This window comes from Paenibacillus shirakamiensis, from assembly GCF_017874255.1.
GTDB classification, from domain to species: Bacteria; Bacillota; Bacilli; order Paenibacillales; family Paenibacillaceae; genus Fontibacillus; species Fontibacillus shirakamiensis.
This window is the reverse complement of record NZ_JAGGLD010000004.1, coordinates 117,803-133,258: the sequence shown is the minus strand read 5'-3', so window position 1 is coordinate 133,258 and position 15,456 is coordinate 117,803. Positions and strand designations below refer to the sequence as shown.

The following is a 15,456-nucleotide window of genomic DNA, read 5'->3' as shown; positions in this document are numbered from 1 at the left end:
TCCCCTTCTATCCGAATTTTTTCTCTAAGCGGCTAAAGATTAGGTTAATCACGACAGTGAAGCTTAGGCATACCAAAACTAAGAAGGTTGCAATGGCGCTTCCATATCCATATTTCTGAGATAATATCGAGCTGTTATACATATGCGTTGAAATGACATCTGTGGCGTGAGCCGGTCCACCGCCCGTCATGACCATCACCAGGTCAAAGGCTTGCAAAGAACCGATAAAAGCTAGAACTACAGATATTTTGAAGATCGGAACAATCAGGGGCAGGGTGATATAACGATCTGCCTTGAAGCCGTCTGCTCCGTCGATTTTGGCAGCTTCATAGATCTCGCTGGGCAAGTTCTGAATTCCCGTGAATTGAATTAATAAATGGTAACCGAAATACTGCCATAGCGATACTACATAAATGCAGTACATCGCAATCTTCGGCTCCGTGAGCCAGTTGTGTGTCCAACGCTCTAGACCGATTGAAGTCAGTACACCATTCAGCATACCGCCCATCGCAGCTGGATTATAGATGGTGCTCCATAGTTGCCCAATGATTACCACAGACAGAATAACTGGAGTAAAGTAAATGGAGACGAGGGCATTGCCTTTCCGCACATATCGATTCAGAAGAATCGCCATGAGAAGACAAAATGGAATTTCCACGATAGAAGCCACAGCGTATAACAAGGTTCTTAGTACAGAAGGCCAGAATATCGGATCATGCAAGAACATATTTTTAAAATTACCGAAACCTATAAATTTTGCAGCTGTAATGCCATCCCAATTCAGTAATCCTGTATAGAATGAGACGATAATTGGCACAAACACTAGACATATATACAGCAGTAAAGCAGGTAAGACAAATACGGCAATCGTGCGTGTAGGTACTTTCAACACGTTCATAGCTGGCCTACTCCCTCCCATTACATATGTGATGCGAAGAAGCGTGGGAGCCTCTTCGCATCGCTTTCTCTATATACAGAATTTAATTATTCTTATTTATTTGCTTCAAATGCAGATTGATGTTCCTTCGCTACTTGGACAGCATCTACTTTCTGTACGAACAGATTCTGAATGCTACCTAGATGGGCTTGAGCTGTAGCCGGATTCATCGTGTTGTCGAAGGCCAAGTCGCCACCAGAGATGTTATTGAACAGCCCAGCTACACTAATTGCTAGATCGGAATAGCCGCTAGCTTTTAAATCACCGTCAATCTTTTGCCCTAGACCTACAGCGTTCTTATACTCAAATTGTTTCTTAGGTAGGTTCAGTGCAAAATAGTTCAAGAAATCTTTGGTTTCTTGCACATGTTCACTGTTCGCAGATACGGCAAATGCACTACCTGGAGCGAGCATATATTGATTCACATCGCCCTTCCCATCTACGGTAGGGAATTGGAATGCGGCTACCTTGCTTGCTACAGAAGAAGCATCGATGGAACCGGTCTCCCACGTACCCATGATGTACATCGCAGCTTTACCTGTTTTGAAAATATTTCCGCCCGCATTGTAATCGATAGATGTAGCACCATCTGGGAATGCGCCCGCTTGAACAAGATCCTGGAAGCGATCGACAGCCAAGGTGAAGGCCGGATCATTAAATGTCTTCTTGCCATCGACTACGTCTTTTAAGAAGCCAGGGCCCCCATAGGTACGAAGCAAGATATTCATGAACAAGAAAGACCCCGTCCAAGAATCTTTTTCTCCGATCGCAATCGGCGTGATTCCTTTAGCTTTTAGTGCCTTCACGTCTTGAAGAAGTTCATCAAATGTCGTAGGCGTCTTAGCAATGCCTGCTTGCTGGAACAATTCTTTATTGTAGTAGACTACTTCAATGTTATTGCCATCAGGCACAGCATAGGTGTTGCCATCAAAGCTGTAATTATCCAGTAGTCCCTTTTGATACGTATCCTTCAGACCATTCTGGTCAAGCATGTCATTCAGTGGAGCTAACAATTTAGCATCAACGAAAGGTTTCATCTGTGCCGCAGGATTCACAATCGTAATATCGGGCACTTCTTTAGACGCAGCTTGCGTCTTCAGTTTCATTTTTTGTTGATCTGTATTTAAGGTATCTAGCTCAATCGTAACGTTCGGATGATCTTTCTGATATTGATCTACGATCGAATGAAGCATTTTGTAGGAAGGTGTTGTAGGGTCCGGATAGATATTCTGGAAAGAAATCGTTACTTTTTTGTCCGTGCTTTTATCACCGGTTGTAGCACTACCTGAATCGGTGGTTTTGGTGTCCGTTCCACCACATGCGGTCAAGCTTAGTGTCAATGCACCGGTTAAAGCGACGCCTATCATTTTCTTTGAATTAAGTATCATGATTGATTGCCCCCTGTTTTCATAATCTTCATGTATTACCTTTATTATTGGAGATTATAGCGCTCTCAACAAGGCGAGAACTTTAGGGATGAGGTTTGTTTTTTTTAGATTATGGTTTGGAAAATGAGGAGGGAGAGCGTAACGGCGATCGTTCGTTTTGGTAATTTTTTTAAAAATTGCTTGTACTCTCACTTGGGTGGGTACTATTATAAATAACCTATACATATAAGAGATGATAAGCTCGGGAGGATTTATATGGCTACGTATAATAAACAAGAAATTGTAGACAGCGTTCCACAACAAGGTTTTTTTGGACATCCTAAAGGATTATTCACCTTATTCTTCACAGAATTTTGGGAAAGATTTTCTTATTACGGCATGCGTGCCATCCTTGTATATTACATGTACTATGAAGTCAGCAAAGGCGGATTAGGTCTTGATCAAAGCACAGCGCTATCCATCATGTCCATCTACGGGTCTTTAGTCTACATGTCCGGTATTATTGGAGGCTGGATGGCAGACCGGATTTTGGGTACAGCAAGATCTGTATTTTATGGCGGTATATTCATCATGCTCGGCCATATTGTGCTTGCGATTCCGGGAAGTATGATTCTTTTCTTCGTCTCCATGGTCTTGATCGTACTAGGTACGGGGCTACTAAAACCAAATGTCTCGACCATTGTCGGTCAGATCTATAGCGAAAAAGATGCACGCCGAGACGCAGGTTTTAGTATTTTCTATATGGGAATCAACTTGGGTAGTTTCCTTGCCCCGCTTATTGTAGGTACGATCGGTCTTGACTATAACTTCCATATTGGCTTTGGGATCGCTGCACTAGGTATGCTTGTAGGTATTATCGTATTCATGGTTACACGCAAAAAAAACCTGGGACTTGCTGGGTCTATTGTGGCTAATCCCCTTTCCCCATCGGAGAAAAAACGGGTGTACACCTTAATCGGTGGCGGCGTAATTCTACTAGCTATTCTGGTGTTCGTTGCCATTACACTTGGCATTCTTACATTCAAAACGTTTATCGCCCTTGTAGGTGTACTAGGTATACTAATACCCACACTATACTTTATAGTGATGTATCGCAGTGCAAAGACTACCGCTGTTGAGAGATCTCGAATTATTGCTTACATCCCGCTATTCATTGCCTCTATTATGTTCTGGGCCATTCAAGAACAAGGATCATCTATATTAGCGAACTATGCCGATAAACGGATGGAATTGAACTTTGCAGGAATCACGTTATCTCCAGCTTGGTTCCAATCTTTGAACCCATTATTCATCATTATTTTGGCACCGGTCTTCGCTTGGATCTGGATTAAGCTCGGCAAGCGTCAACCGTCCATTCCTGTAAAATTCTCACTTGGCCTGTTATTCGCTGGATTGTCGTTCTTAGTCATTCTGCTTCCTGCTTACCTTGGAGGTGAGAATTCTCTAGTCAATCCGCTGTGGCTTGTCCTAAGTTATCTCATCGTTGTCATTGGAGAACTATGTCTCTCTCCTGTGGGACTATCCGCTACCACTAAGCTTGCTCCAGCGGCCTTCTCTGCCCAGACGATGAGTCTATGGTTCCTTTCAAATGCTGCGGCTCAAGCCATCAATGCCCAAATCGTTAGATTCTATACTCCAAGTACGGAGATGGCTTACTTCGGTATTATTGGAGGAGCAGCGATTGTGCTAGGCGTGGTATTATTCCTTCTCTCCCCTAAGATTCAGGGATATATGAAAGGTGTAGAATAGCAATATAAAAAAAGAGCTTCCTCATAGGAAAGCTCTTTCTTCATGCTTATGCCTTATAGATTAATGATGGCAATCGCGGTAACTACCCAGCCTGCCAAGAAAAATAATCCACCCATCGGTGTAATCGCCCCAAGCTTACGAATCCCTGTGAGACTAAGCACGTACAAACTTCCAGAGAAGAGAACAATCCCTGTACATATGAACCAACCAGCCATCACAATAGTATTAGAAGCAGTAGGTAGGATATGCGCCATGATGCCCAAGATCAGCAAAGCAAGACTATGTGCCATATGATACTGAATTCCCGTCTGATAGACCTTTAATTGATCCTCAGATAATTTGTTCTTCAAGGCATGCGCCCCAAACGCTCCAAGAGCCACAGCCAAAAACATGAAAATCGCCCCTAGAAGCAGTAACGTATTCATCGCTCTTCACCTCCGCCAAGTTGTCGCTCCAATGTATAAGAACCCTCTGATTAGGGAGTCCGATCCATCAAAAAGACTTATACATCGTAGCACTTGGTAACGAAGAATGGCTAGTATTCTCTTTTCTTAGAAAGCATCAGATAAGCACCTGCAATGAGCAAAATGATCGCAAGGAGCGGTTGACCAAAAATAGACTGGCCCAGAAGAGAGCCGACAGAGAATACCGTTAAGAAGAGCAAAGCCACTACCGTTAAAATATTAATCGGAATAAGCAACCATTTGTTCCGACCTCCGAACCAATATAGCTCAAGCAGTCCTACCGCAGGAGCCAAAATAAATCCCGGCCATGTGGTCTCCCAGTTACCAAAGATATTGGAGATCTGGCAGACTACTGCGGCTGTAATTAAAATTCCACCAGGCACTAACATACCCACGCCCTTGCGTCCTGTTAATGAGAAGTAAAGCCAGTGTAGAAGTAGCCCGACGGGAAGTACAAATAAGGTTGGCCAGAAATAGGCAAAGATAGATCCTGGACCTAATGAGCCTGATTTGTTCAAGAACAGATATACACCCACTAATATAAGTAAGGGACCAAGTACAGTCTTACGATTCATATGTATCTCTCCTTCTTTTTCATATCTACCGTATACCTCAAGTCTATCACCTGATTTGTAGTCTAACCTCCACCCCTAGATCAATTTGCAACCTAGACTTTAGTCTAGGATATGGATAATATGCTAGGTTTTTGGTTAGTTAAAAATGAAGTGATATGCTAAAAAGCCTGAACAAGGAGTTCAGGCTCTTTATAATCATTCTTATATTGATGACTTTACAGAAGACATAACCACAGCCTTCTGAATTTTAATATTCAATTCACTCGGTGTATATGATACAACTTTTACTTTAAAAAACTAGATTGAACGCGTCACTTTTGAACGTTGCAATAGCAACAGGTTCTGCTGCTGGTGCAGGGGGTGTCGTTTCAGTAGGCGCTGGTGCAGTCGGTGCAGGCACTGTGCCTTTTATCGTAATCTCGTTAGAGGGTTCCGAAATCGCATTTCCCTTTCCAGCTATACTATTAACGGCAAGCACATATACCTTATACTTGCTACCGATAGCCATGGGATTTCCATTGTAATCCTTATCTGTGCTTACAGAAATAGAAGTCTCTGTTGCTGTACTCAACAATTGCTTGTAGTTTTTGCTATTCTCCGCTTCTGCTCTTCCAAATGCTGAAACCGTTGGAACCACAAATATTCGATATTCGGATAGATTTGATGTCTTAGCCGAAGCATTAAAAGTTACACGAATACTGGTTGTCGCATCCTGAGCAGGATCTAATTCTGCCTTAATATTGGTCGGAGCTATAGCCGGTGATCCTAGTGTGATTAGGCCTGAAGCTACAGATAGTGCATTCGTTCCACTTCCTGATACTTTGGACAGAACATAGACTTTATAGCTCTGACCTTCTCGAATGACATCCCCATCACTATCCTTGGCATCGGAGGACAACGTTCTATTCGAGGAATTGCCTTCTTTGCTCACAAAGGTGACCCGATCATCTGCAAGTGCGGCCGCCTGACTCGCCGATACAATTTTTTCACTTTTAACCACAATGATGCGGTAGTGATCAATATTCGCTGCGCTGCTAGGTTTGTTGAACGATACGCTAAGATCGCTTCCATTACCAGAATCCGCAACATCCGTCACACTAGTTATCATCGCGGCTTGAGCCGTGCTGCTTGTAATCAGTTTTACTGTGGAAGAGGCCGTTGATAAGATGTTGGTTCCATAATAATTGTCTTTACCTACGGATAAAACAAATAAGTTGTAGTTCTGATCATTCTTGATCAGCTCACCGTCACTATCCCTTGCTGAACTGGATAGGACATCGTTAAAGTTGTAGCCCGTCTTATTAACAGTATAGTAAGAACTGCTTGTTAAATTTTCTGCGATGCTTCTGGAGAAATATCCTGCTTTTTCTGATTTGACCACAAACAATCGATACGAGCTAATGCTGCTCTCATCTGAGGCTTTGGTAAAGGAAACTCTAAGATCAAGTCCATTCCCATTGTCTGCCACATCTGAACCTGTCAGACCGGTCACCGCTTTAACTCCATTATTATTGTAGAGCGTCACGATCGGGGAGTAACTAGATAATGCATTGGTTCCTGCATAACTTCCTGTACCTACAGAAAGAACGAACACCCGATATGAGACATTATTCTGAAGCAGATTCCCATTTACATCGCGAGTGGTGGAAGCCAGTTGACGTGTGATATTGTACCCCGTCTTGCTCACATACGTGTAATAGTAATCTGAGAAGTTGTTTGCGGCTGTAAGATTGAAGCTATCTGCATAACCATCACGAACTACGAAGATACGGTAATGGCTAATGTTCGATTCATCACTTGCGCGGTTAAATGAGACCTGCATGTCTCGCCCATCGTTGTTATCTGCGATATCCCAAGCATTTACGTTCGTGGCATATCCAACATTGATGTTGTTATACAGGGTGAATGCCGAAGAGCCACCGGACAATACGTTGGTGCCATAATAACTGCCATTTCCTACAGCCAACACGAAGAAGCGATAACTAACGCCACTAGTAAGTAGCGAGCCACTTGTGTCTCTACTGCTGGCATTTAATGTGGGACTTAGTGAATATCCCGTCTTACTTACAGTGGTATAATAAGTGCTCGATAAATTACTAGCTGTACTCAGATTAAAGCTGTCCGCATTGGATGTCCGTACAGCATACACTCGGTACTCGCTAATACGGGACTCATCTGAGACTTTATTAAAGTTAACTCTCACGTCGCGCCCATCGTTGTAATCACTTACGTCTGTGACGGAGGTAATGACTGGTGGGGTCACAAATCCAGAGCTTAGCACAACAGCTAATGAACCCGCAGATAACTGATGATTGAATGCACTTACACTGTTGCTCACAGAAAGCACATACGCAGTATACGAGACCCCGGTCCGAAGCAGTTCGCCCGAGGTATCCCTAGTAGACGAACCAAGTACCGTCGTAAGTGTGGAAGAACCCGTCTTATTCACTATAGTGTAGTTAGCACTAGTTAATCCGCTTGCTACACTCGTATTAAATGAACCTATTTCGCTCGTCTTCACGACGAATATCCGGTAATTAGCAATATTCGATTCATTTGAAGCTTTGGTAAAGCTAACGGAAAGGTCCCTACCATCCCCGTAATCATTCACATCCTGCGCGGACACCGAAGTCACGGCCTGCACTGATGTGCTAGCACCCAGAGTCACTGCGGGAGAAGGATTAGATAGCGCTGCTTCCCCTGCCTTCGTTCCAATAGCTAGCACATAAACGGTGTACGATTGATTTGAACGAAGCAAATCTCCGTCCGTATCGCGTGACTGCGCTGATAGAGCAACCGTACGCTCTGTACCCTGTGTACTTACATAGGTGTATTTCCCAGCTGCTGTATTCTGCGCGGCTTGCAGATCAAAGGACCGACTACGGTCTGTCTTCACTACAAGAACACGATAATGGGATACGGTAGATTCATTCGTAACTTTGGAAAAGCTCACCTTCAGATCCCGGCCGTCTCCATTTTGCCCTATGACTTGCGGGGTAACATAGGCAACCGGCGACAGCTCCACAGGGTTCGTAATGTATACACTCCGCGTAGTCGGTTTCCATTCGACATTGGCACCTAGGGCGGTACTAACAAAGCGAACAGGGACTAATGTACGTCCTTTTACCGTCTGCGCTGGGACATCTAGAGCTACACTTTTATTGTTAATTGTTGCGGTCTTGGATCCTATCTTTAATTGAATCGTTGTATCATCCTTCACTGCGGTAACTACACTTGTCTTAGGATTCCAAAGCACATCCGCATCCAGAGATTCGAAAATTGCTCTTAAGGGAAGCAGCACCCTTCCACTTTTTTCAATAGGCGCTTGATCTGTAGCGATCCTATTCCCATCCATATACACACTGATTGCTGTGGCCGCTTGTGCCTGAATGGGCAAGACTAGCGTCGAGATCAGAGAAGCCAAGGTCAGCAATGACATCCATTTTTTCATAATATCCTCCTTAGGACTAAAAAGATCAGGGCATACCTAAATTTTTTAGGTATCGCTGTATTGGACGTGCTTAACCTGTTAAAAGTTTCCTTCAACACTGACTTTTTTCCAAATATTCGACTCTTATCATGAAAATACAACAAAAAAGGGAGCTGCTACTCGCAGTTCCCTTCATATATACGGCGTATATAACACCAATATTACAGCATTTCACGCAGAGCGCTGAGTGCTTTGTCATAGTCTGGATGTTCCGACATTTCCTGAAGCACCTCTATATAACGAATCTTATCTTCTGCATCAACAATGAAGATGGCCCGCTGATCCAAGTGTACTTCTTGAAGTAACACGCCGTAAGCCATACCAAAAGCGCGATGTTTGTAATCGGATAACGTAACTACACGATCAATGCCTGCAACCGTGCAGAACCGACTCTGAGCGAAAGGTAGATCCGCAGAAATAGTAAGAATGACTACCTCATCCCCGAGATTAGAGGCCTCTTGGTTGAAACGGCGTGTCTGCGCATCACATACCCCTGTATCTAGGGAAGGTACTACGGAGATTAATTTTAATTTGCTCTTATAATCAGACAAAGAGACTTCCGTCATCAGATCAGCATTTAAGGTAACATCGGGAGCAACATCTCCTATTTTGAGCTCCGGACCTAGCAATGTTGCAGGAGCCCCTCCCACCGTAGCGTAACCTTTACGTTCTTCGATCATATCTAGTACAACCTCCTATGAAAAATGAAATCTATATGATTTAAGCTAATGCTGCTTTTAATTGATCTTTTGTCTGCAAGCCTGTCATTTGCTGTATAACTTGACCTTCTTTGAATACCAGAAGAGTAGGGATACTCATAATATTATATTTGGAAGCAGAAGCTGGGTTGTCATCCACGTTCACTTTCACGACTTTAACCGAGTCCCCAAGTTCGTTCGACAGTTCTTCTAGTACAGGGGACATCATTTTACAAGGACCACACCAAGGTGCCCAGAAGTCCAGCAATACCGTTCCTGTTGAAGCCTCTACTTCCTCCGCAAAAGCGGCATCGGTCACATTCATAATCGCCATGTGTAACTCCTCCTCTTAAGTTTGTAAAATTAATTTGCGCACAACTTTTATGGTCAAAGTATAACATTCGCTAATTACATAGTCAACAATTAATTTGTGTACAATATTTATGATTGTTGCTTTATTTTTGCTTAATTCCAATTTAAGTTGTTATGATCGGGTATAGAGCTTTTATACTGTGCGGTAGGTGAACTATGTCGAATTCAGTCTTAACTAAAAAAGCGCTAGCTAGTGCGCTCAAAGAACTTATGCTCAAAACGCCACTCAATAAAATAACCGTCAAGGATCTCGTGCACAAGTGCGGAGTGAATCGCCAGACCTTTTATTATCACTTTCAAGATCTATATGCATTGTTAGGATGGATCTATCAGACCGAGGCCATTGAACATATTGCCGAAGATGGCACCTATGAAGCTTGGTCAGATGGCTTTTACAAAGTATTTGTATACATTAGTAACAATAAGGAATTTTGTGTCAACACCCTTCATTCCTTGGCACGGGACCATCTGGATGAATATCTATATTCTGTGACGAGCCGACTGATCATGCAGGTGCTTATAGAAATATCGGGGCCCGAAGAGACCGAAGTGGATAAGCACTTCATCGCTAATTTTTATACATTAGCCTTTACTGGGCTTATTATTCAGTGGATTCGTTCAGGGATGAAGGATGATCCACAGGTCATGATTGAGAAACTCAGTGACTTGATGCGAGGGAATTTCACTAAAGCGTTGCATTTACCTACTTCTAATCTTCATGCATCTAAACCAAAAGATAAGATTCATTAAAAAACGAAGCTCCCTCTCTGTATGGAGGTGAGCTTCGTTGTTTGTTGTGCTATTTTCGACCATAATCCGCCTTGATCTCTCCCCATGCTTTGGTTTCCCATTTCAGCAGTTTGTTCTCATACCGATTGGACTCCAGCCAAGTTAGCGCACGATCTACCAAATCCCAAATTTCTTTGGTGGCCTCTGTACGTTCTAGGGTGGTAGCGACTTTTCGTTCTCTAACCCATTTCAGCGCAGTCCGAGAATCACTGTAGACAGTCTTCGTACTCCCTTGCTGCTTCAAATAGGCTAACGAATGAACAATCGCCAAAAATTCACCTAGATTATTCGTCCCATTAGGAATCGGTCCCCGTTCAAAAACCACTTCGCCCGTGCGCGTATCCACGCCGCGGTATTCAATAGGTCCGGGATTCCCCCTCGTCCCCACATCTACGGACATGCTGTCGTAATCTATATCTGCGATAGAACTAGATGCAGATGTTCGCGTCTTCGCTGTAGCACTTGCTGAACTCCCCGCACTCTTTTTGCCCCAATGCTTCTTCCAACCTTCTTGGTAAGCAAGATCTGCCTCCGCCTTGGATGGATACGATTTATATTTGGCATCCTTGAATGTATCGACCTGCGCTTTACATTCATTCCATGTAGTATAGACTCCGGGCTTTAACCCCTCCCACACAACATAATACTTCGATCCTGCCATGGGTATGATTTCGCTCCCTTATATTGAATAATTTATATAGATTCTCGCTCCACACTTAGGTCCAAGCCCAGAAAAATCCTTCCCGATCCCAAGCCACTCGGCCGCCGTGTAGCTTACGGAATGATTTTTTCACTTCTTTCGATAGCGATGTGTTGCCATTATCATTCACAAAAATAAAACGTTCACCAAAGTGCTCCTTAATATGCGTAATCGCTTCTTCTTGTCGAAGAATTCCTTTGAATCGTATCTCCTCTACCATCCATTCTGCCACTTGCTGGTCTGTCCATTCCATCCGTTCTGCTCCGCTCCTTCAACTCGTCCAATATATTTAATAGTTGTATCGTATCGGATTTGGACGCTTCATTCAATTGTTTGATTGGGCGGGTGTCATTTCCTTGTCGCTGTGAATAGGCTATATCATCAATTCTTAAATGGAGGTCTAACGAAATGACAAGAGACTTGAACGGACTTGAGCCCGCCGCAGGTTCAGTACATTCGACTTATTATACGAGCGAAGGTCGCGGTATAAACCTTCTTCCCCATGGGGGCGGTTCAGGACATGGCGGACATGGCGGGCATGGCGGAGGGTCAGGTCATGGTGGACCGGGCTCAGGCTTCCCCGGCGGTGGACCCGGTTTCCCCGGTGGACCGGGCTCAGGCTTTCCTGGCGGTGGACCCGGATTCCCCGGTGGACCGGGCTCAGGCTTTCCTGGCGGTGGACCCGGTTTCCCCGGTGGACCGGGCTCAGGCTTTCCTGGCGGTGGACCCGGTTTCCCCGGTGGACCGGGCTCAGGCTTTCCTGGCGGCGGACCTGGTTTCCCCGGTGGACCGGGCTCAGGCTTTCCTGGCGGCGGACCTGGTTTCCCCGGTGGACCGGGCTCAGGCTTTCCCGGCGGCGGACCTGGTTTCCCCGGTGGACCGGGCTCAGGCTTCCCCGGCGGTGGACCCGGATTCCCCGGTGGACCGGGCTCAGGCTTTCCCGGCGGCGGACAATTTAACCCGGGCTATCCATACTTCCCACCGATTAATGTAATTCCTCTTCCTTATCCGGGATACGACTATCTACCGGGAAATTACCCCCGTTATCAGCCCGCACCTGTTCCAAGGGATGCGGAGGTTGGATTTCATGCCAAAGCAGATTACGGCGGTCCTTACGGTGTGAATGCTCATGCAGATGGGCAGCTTGGCGGCGGCCAAGGCCTTGTTTTTGATACAGCAGGTGAACTCGGTGGTGAACACGGAATTGGCTTACAAGCAGATGGACAATTGGGCGGAGATACCGCTGGTTTCCACGCTGCAGGACATCTCGGCGGACCCAAATATGGCCTGAACACCCATGCGGGTACAGATCTCAGCAAAAAAGAAGGCTGGGGCGTTGACGCTGGAGCAAAGTTCGGAGGTGACTATGGTGCAGCTCTAAATACCGATGCTCACTTAGGCGGTGGCAAGGGAGTCGGTGGCGGCATTCATGCTACCATTGGCGGGAAGCAGTATGGCTTAGATACACACGCTGATGCTGAAGCTGGATTGAAGCAAGGTATTGGTTTTGATGTTGGAGCGAAGCTCGGAGGCGAGCATGGCGTAGGTATGAATGCAGATGCTCACTTGGGCGGTCACCAAGGTATTGGAGCTCATCTTAGTGGCGGACTTGGTGGACCTAAGCACGGTCTGAACGCTCATGCCGGAGCAGATGCTGGGTTCAAAAAAGGAGCTGGCTTCGATGTAGGGGCCCAAGTGGGTGGAGACCATGGTATAGGTCTTCACGCTGATGGTCACATGGGCGGTCACAAAGGGATGGGAGCTCATATTAAAGGAAACTTAGGCGGGAATGAACATGGCCTTGCCGCCCATGCCGGGGCGGATGCAGGGTGGAAAAAAGGGCTGGCCGCAGATGCAGGAGCCAAAGTAGGCGGTCAGCATGGCCTAGCCACACACATGGATGGTCATTTAGGCGGGGGCAAAGGCATTGGGTTTGATCTAGGGGGAAGCGTTGGACACCACGATGGACACATCGGTATTCAGATCGGCGGAAAAAACGATCATTCCAAAGAATAAAGATGGACTACGCGAGACAACATTCGCTTTGATATACAAAAGCACGGCCCCTTTTTAGAGGGCCGTGCTTTATTCTAGTTGCTAATCATAAAGCTTGAGTTCATCTCACAAGAAGCCTTGTTTATTTGCTAGAAATGTACACGGTCTGACTTTCATTCGTCCAGTATACCTTCATACTCAAAGCCTCAGCGATAAAACGGACAGGAACTAGTGTACTTCCTCCCACAATTTCAGCAGAAGCAGACAAAGTAAAGGTTTGTCCATTTATCGTAGCCGCCCTGCTACCTAACGTAAGAACCAATGTATTCTGATCTTTCTTAACGGTAACCTTCTTACTACTTGCATTCCAATTCACCGTAGCGCCGAAAGACTGCAGAATCGATCTTGCAGGCACTAGCACCGTACCTTTACGCATTACGGGTTGTTGACCATTAATCGCAAGACGTTTTCCATTCAATTGAACAGCAATTCCTTTACTACTTCCTTGTCCAGATTCAGTGGAATCCTCTGTTGCAGGAAGCGAAGTAAGCGGCAAGCCAAGCTGGCCTTGCAAGTTCACCAGACGGTTATAGACGAACGTCATGATCGAACCCGATGCCATCATGCCCATGCCTTGACCTGGTGCCTGACCACCTGTTGGTGGAGTGGGCTGTGTGCCATTCATGTCTCCAGTAGGTGGAGCTGCGGGAGTAGACCCTTCAGGCGGCTTCATGCCTTCCATTCCAGCTGGTGGAGTAAATCCACCTGGAGGTGTTCCGCCTCCTTGCATACCACCGCCACTAGCGTCTGGAAGAGTAGAATACTTAATATTAGAATCAAACTGCTCTAGTGTGTAGAACTTTGTTGGATCATTCTGTACAAAGGGACGAATCAGCTGTGCCAATCCTGTAATACGTGCAGGTGTAGTTTTGAGCTGTTTGACTAACTCAGATACATAACTAAGATACTTAGCTTTATAAGCAGGAACTTTAAGAAGATTATTAATCATCGGAACCTTGTCTATATTGATCCCTAAGGTAGGATTATCTATGGATGCCGTGATGGCGCTCGTATTCGTTCCCGCCGTGGTTGCCGCAGTTGAAGTACCACCCTCGGCTCCTTTTGTAGTCGTAGGTACGGTAGACTTCGCAGATGTCGTGGTCGATGTAGTATCTTTTAATTTCCCAGCATCTGTTGCGCCCGGTCTCTCGCCACCAGGTCCGCCTCCGCCTGAGTAACCATTATAGGACATATTGAAATCCCATGGAACAACGGTGAATTTCCCAGATGCATTACCATAGAGTAAAAAGTTATGACCCTTATCTCCATTGTAACTATCATAGTTCCCTAGAACTGCATTCGAAGCGATATATTTCAGAGCAGAATCAACATCCAGTACGCTCTCAATATCGCCTTTCTCTCCAGCAGGCATAGCATTCAACGTTTTAATGAACGTTTTAAGGGAGGCTTTATTATCTTTTTTGCCCGTCTCATAGGTGATGCTCTCGTATTCACTGCCTTCTTTATATTGAAGGTAGCTTTGCTCTTCCGTATCGTAAAGCACGCCATCGGTCGCAGCATTCTCTCCATAATTCCGCTTCAGATAACTATCTGCAACCGATTCTACCCCTAGATAAAATCCATATAACTTCCCATTGATATATAGATTCGTGAAGGCGGTAAGCGGGGCATCCATGCCGATAGCACGAAGCGCTTCGTAATGAAGATATTCACGCATATAAGAAGGATCTGTATAGCTGTTGTTCAAGACCATTTTATCCAGACCCAGTAAGCTCTGCGTTTTATCGTACTTGTCGAATTTGAGGCGGAAGCTGTACCGATCCGAATCTTTCATTGCAGCAACAGATGTTAAGGTCAGGTTCCCTTTAGTAGAGAAGCCAACATTGTTCAATACATGACCATCTACATCTACCGTGACTTTTTTGTACGCCTTGTCCAGTGGGCTTGCGAGCATGCCTTTCCAATCTGCATCTGCAATCGTAACGTTCACTTTAATAATCTTGTCCTTTTGGAAAATCGTAGTATAGGACGGGGTGACCTCTGATTCTGCATGGGCTACATTTCTACTGCCAATGAAGCTACCTGATGACAGCACCATGACCGCTGCTAAGGAAGCTACAGCCATTTTCTTGAATACAACGTTCAACATTTCGTCCTCCTAGGTGTCTAGAGATGATAGAGATGAGTTTTGTAAACTCTGTGTAAAATTATACCTTGTCCACTAGGAGAGAAAACTTAAAGTATGCTTAAAGTTTGACCTGTAGCCTTTTCAAATTTA

At 45.1% G+C, this 15,456-nt stretch carries 13 protein-coding genes; 3 read left to right on the top strand and 10 right to left on the bottom strand.

The annotated features are described in order from the left end of the window. Window positions 1-7: 7 nt before the first annotated feature. Entirely contained in the window at window positions 8-898 is an 891-nt protein-coding gene (locus J2Z69_RS12535) for a carbohydrate ABC transporter permease (RefSeq protein WP_209863003.1), read from the bottom strand. Between the two features lie 92 nt (window positions 899-990). Next, window positions 991-2,325, bottom strand: coding sequence for a sugar ABC transporter substrate-binding protein (locus J2Z69_RS12530; RefSeq protein ID WP_245339275.1), 1,335 nt, complete (start codon window positions 2,323-2,325; stop codon window positions 991-993). 255 nt (window positions 2,326-2,580) lie between these two features. On the opposite strand from J2Z69_RS12530, the gene J2Z69_RS12525 reads away from it, so the two are divergent. Then, a complete protein-coding gene (locus tag J2Z69_RS12525) occupies window positions 2,581-4,074 on the top strand; it encodes a peptide MFS transporter (protein WP_209863000.1) in 1,494 nt (497 codons plus the stop codon). 53 nt (window positions 4,075-4,127) lie between these two features. Here J2Z69_RS12525 and J2Z69_RS12520 read toward each other — a convergent pair whose 3' ends face one another. The 5 genes from J2Z69_RS12520 to trxA all read right to left on the bottom strand — a co-directional run bounded on the left by J2Z69_RS12520 (window position 4,128) and on the right by trxA (window position 9,635). Then, a complete protein-coding gene (locus J2Z69_RS12520) occupies window positions 4,128-4,499 on the bottom strand; it encodes a DUF423 domain-containing protein (RefSeq protein WP_209862998.1) in 372 nt (123 codons plus the stop codon). 110 nt (window positions 4,500-4,609) lie between these two features. Next, window positions 4,610-5,113, bottom strand: a complete 504-nt coding sequence (locus J2Z69_RS12515; protein ID WP_209862995.1) for a hypothetical protein — start codon at window positions 5,111-5,113, stop codon at window positions 4,610-4,612. A gap of 289 nt (window positions 5,114-5,402) precedes the next feature. Further along, window positions 5,403-8,564: a copper amine oxidase N-terminal domain-containing protein gene (locus tag J2Z69_RS12510; RefSeq protein ID WP_209862992.1), complete on the bottom strand. Its 3,162-nt coding sequence runs from the start codon at window positions 8,562-8,564 to the stop codon at window positions 5,403-5,405. Between the two features lie 200 nt (window positions 8,565-8,764). Further along, window positions 8,765-9,283 (bottom strand): thiol peroxidase, encoded by a 519-nt coding sequence (gene tpx, locus J2Z69_RS12505; protein ID WP_209862989.1) that lies wholly within the window; start codon window positions 9,281-9,283, stop codon window positions 8,765-8,767. A gap of 40 nt (window positions 9,284-9,323) precedes the next feature. Then, window positions 9,324-9,635, bottom strand: coding sequence for a thioredoxin (trxA, locus tag J2Z69_RS12500; protein WP_209862987.1), 312 nt, complete (start codon window positions 9,633-9,635; stop codon window positions 9,324-9,326). 194 nt (window positions 9,636-9,829) lie between these two features. On the opposite strand from trxA, the gene dhaS reads away from it, so the two are divergent. After that, on the top strand, window positions 9,830-10,423 hold the full coding sequence (gene dhaS / locus J2Z69_RS12495; RefSeq protein WP_209862984.1) for a dihydroxyacetone kinase transcriptional activator DhaS: 594 nt from the start codon (window positions 9,830-9,832) through the stop codon (window positions 10,421-10,423). A 49-nt stretch (window positions 10,424-10,472) separates the two neighbouring features. Here the strand turns inward: dhaS and rnhA are convergent, their stop codons facing one another. Further along, on the bottom strand, window positions 10,473-11,123 hold the full coding sequence (rnhA, locus tag J2Z69_RS12490) for a ribonuclease H (RefSeq protein ID WP_209862982.1): 651 nt from the start codon (window positions 11,121-11,123) through the stop codon (window positions 10,473-10,475). A 55-nt stretch (window positions 11,124-11,178) separates the two neighbouring features. Further along, a complete protein-coding gene (locus tag J2Z69_RS12485) occupies window positions 11,179-11,415 on the bottom strand; it encodes a DUF6953 family protein (protein WP_209862980.1) in 237 nt (78 codons plus the stop codon). Window positions 11,416-11,570: 155 nt separating this feature from the next. Here J2Z69_RS12485 and J2Z69_RS12480 point away from each other — a divergent pair, with 155 nt between their 5' ends. Further along, window positions 11,571-13,178, top strand: a complete 1,608-nt coding sequence (locus J2Z69_RS12480; RefSeq protein WP_209862977.1) for a hypothetical protein — start codon at window positions 11,571-11,573, stop codon at window positions 13,176-13,178. A 121-nt stretch (window positions 13,179-13,299) separates the two neighbouring features. Here J2Z69_RS12480 and J2Z69_RS12475 read toward each other — a convergent pair whose 3' ends face one another. Beyond that, window positions 13,300-15,327, bottom strand: a complete 2,028-nt coding sequence (locus tag J2Z69_RS12475) for a CotH kinase family protein (protein ID WP_209862974.1) — start codon at window positions 15,325-15,327, stop codon at window positions 13,300-13,302. Window positions 15,328-15,456: the final 129 nt, after the last annotated feature.

What these genes read in the sequence shown, in the direction of transcription:
- J2Z69_RS12535 (WP_209863003.1), bottom strand. Translation starts at nt 898, where the DNA reads ATGAACGTGTTGAAAGTACCTACACGCACGATTGCCGTATTTGTCTTA.
- J2Z69_RS12530 (WP_245339275.1), bottom strand. Translation starts at nt 2,325, where the DNA reads ATGATACTTAATTCAAAGAAAATGATAGGCGTCGCTTTAACCGGTGCA.
- J2Z69_RS12525 (WP_209863000.1), top strand. Translation starts at nt 2,581, where the DNA reads ATGGCTACGTATAATAAACAAGAAATTGTAGACAGCGTTCCACAACAA.
- J2Z69_RS12520 (WP_209862998.1), bottom strand. Translation starts at nt 4,499, where the DNA reads ATGAATACGTTACTGCTTCTAGGGGCGATTTTCATGTTTTTGGCTGTG.
- J2Z69_RS12515 (WP_209862995.1), bottom strand. Translation starts at nt 5,113, where the DNA reads ATGAATCGTAAGACTGTACTTGGTCCCTTACTTATATTAGTGGGTGTA.
- J2Z69_RS12510 (WP_209862992.1), bottom strand. Translation starts at nt 8,564, where the DNA reads ATGAAAAAATGGATGTCATTGCTGACCTTGGCTTCTCTGATCTCGACG.
- tpx (WP_209862989.1), bottom strand. Translation starts at nt 9,283, where the DNA reads ATGATCGAAGAACGTAAAGGTTACGCTACGGTGGGAGGGGCTCCTGCA.
- trxA (WP_209862987.1), bottom strand. Translation starts at nt 9,635, where the DNA reads ATGGCGATTATGAATGTGACCGATGCCGCTTTTGCGGAGGAAGTAGAG.
- dhaS (WP_209862984.1), top strand. Translation starts at nt 9,830, where the DNA reads ATGTCGAATTCAGTCTTAACTAAAAAAGCGCTAGCTAGTGCGCTCAAA.
- rnhA (WP_209862982.1), bottom strand. Translation starts at nt 11,123, where the DNA reads ATGGCAGGATCGAAGTATTATGTTGTGTGGGAGGGGTTAAAGCCCGGA.
- J2Z69_RS12485 (WP_209862980.1), bottom strand. Translation starts at nt 11,415, where the DNA reads ATGGAATGGACAGACCAGCAAGTGGCAGAATGGATGGTAGAGGAGATA.
- J2Z69_RS12480 (WP_209862977.1), top strand. Translation starts at nt 11,571, where the DNA reads ATGACAAGAGACTTGAACGGACTTGAGCCCGCCGCAGGTTCAGTACAT.
- J2Z69_RS12475 (WP_209862974.1), bottom strand. Translation starts at nt 15,327, where the DNA reads ATGTTGAACGTTGTATTCAAGAAAATGGCTGTAGCTTCCTTAGCAGCG.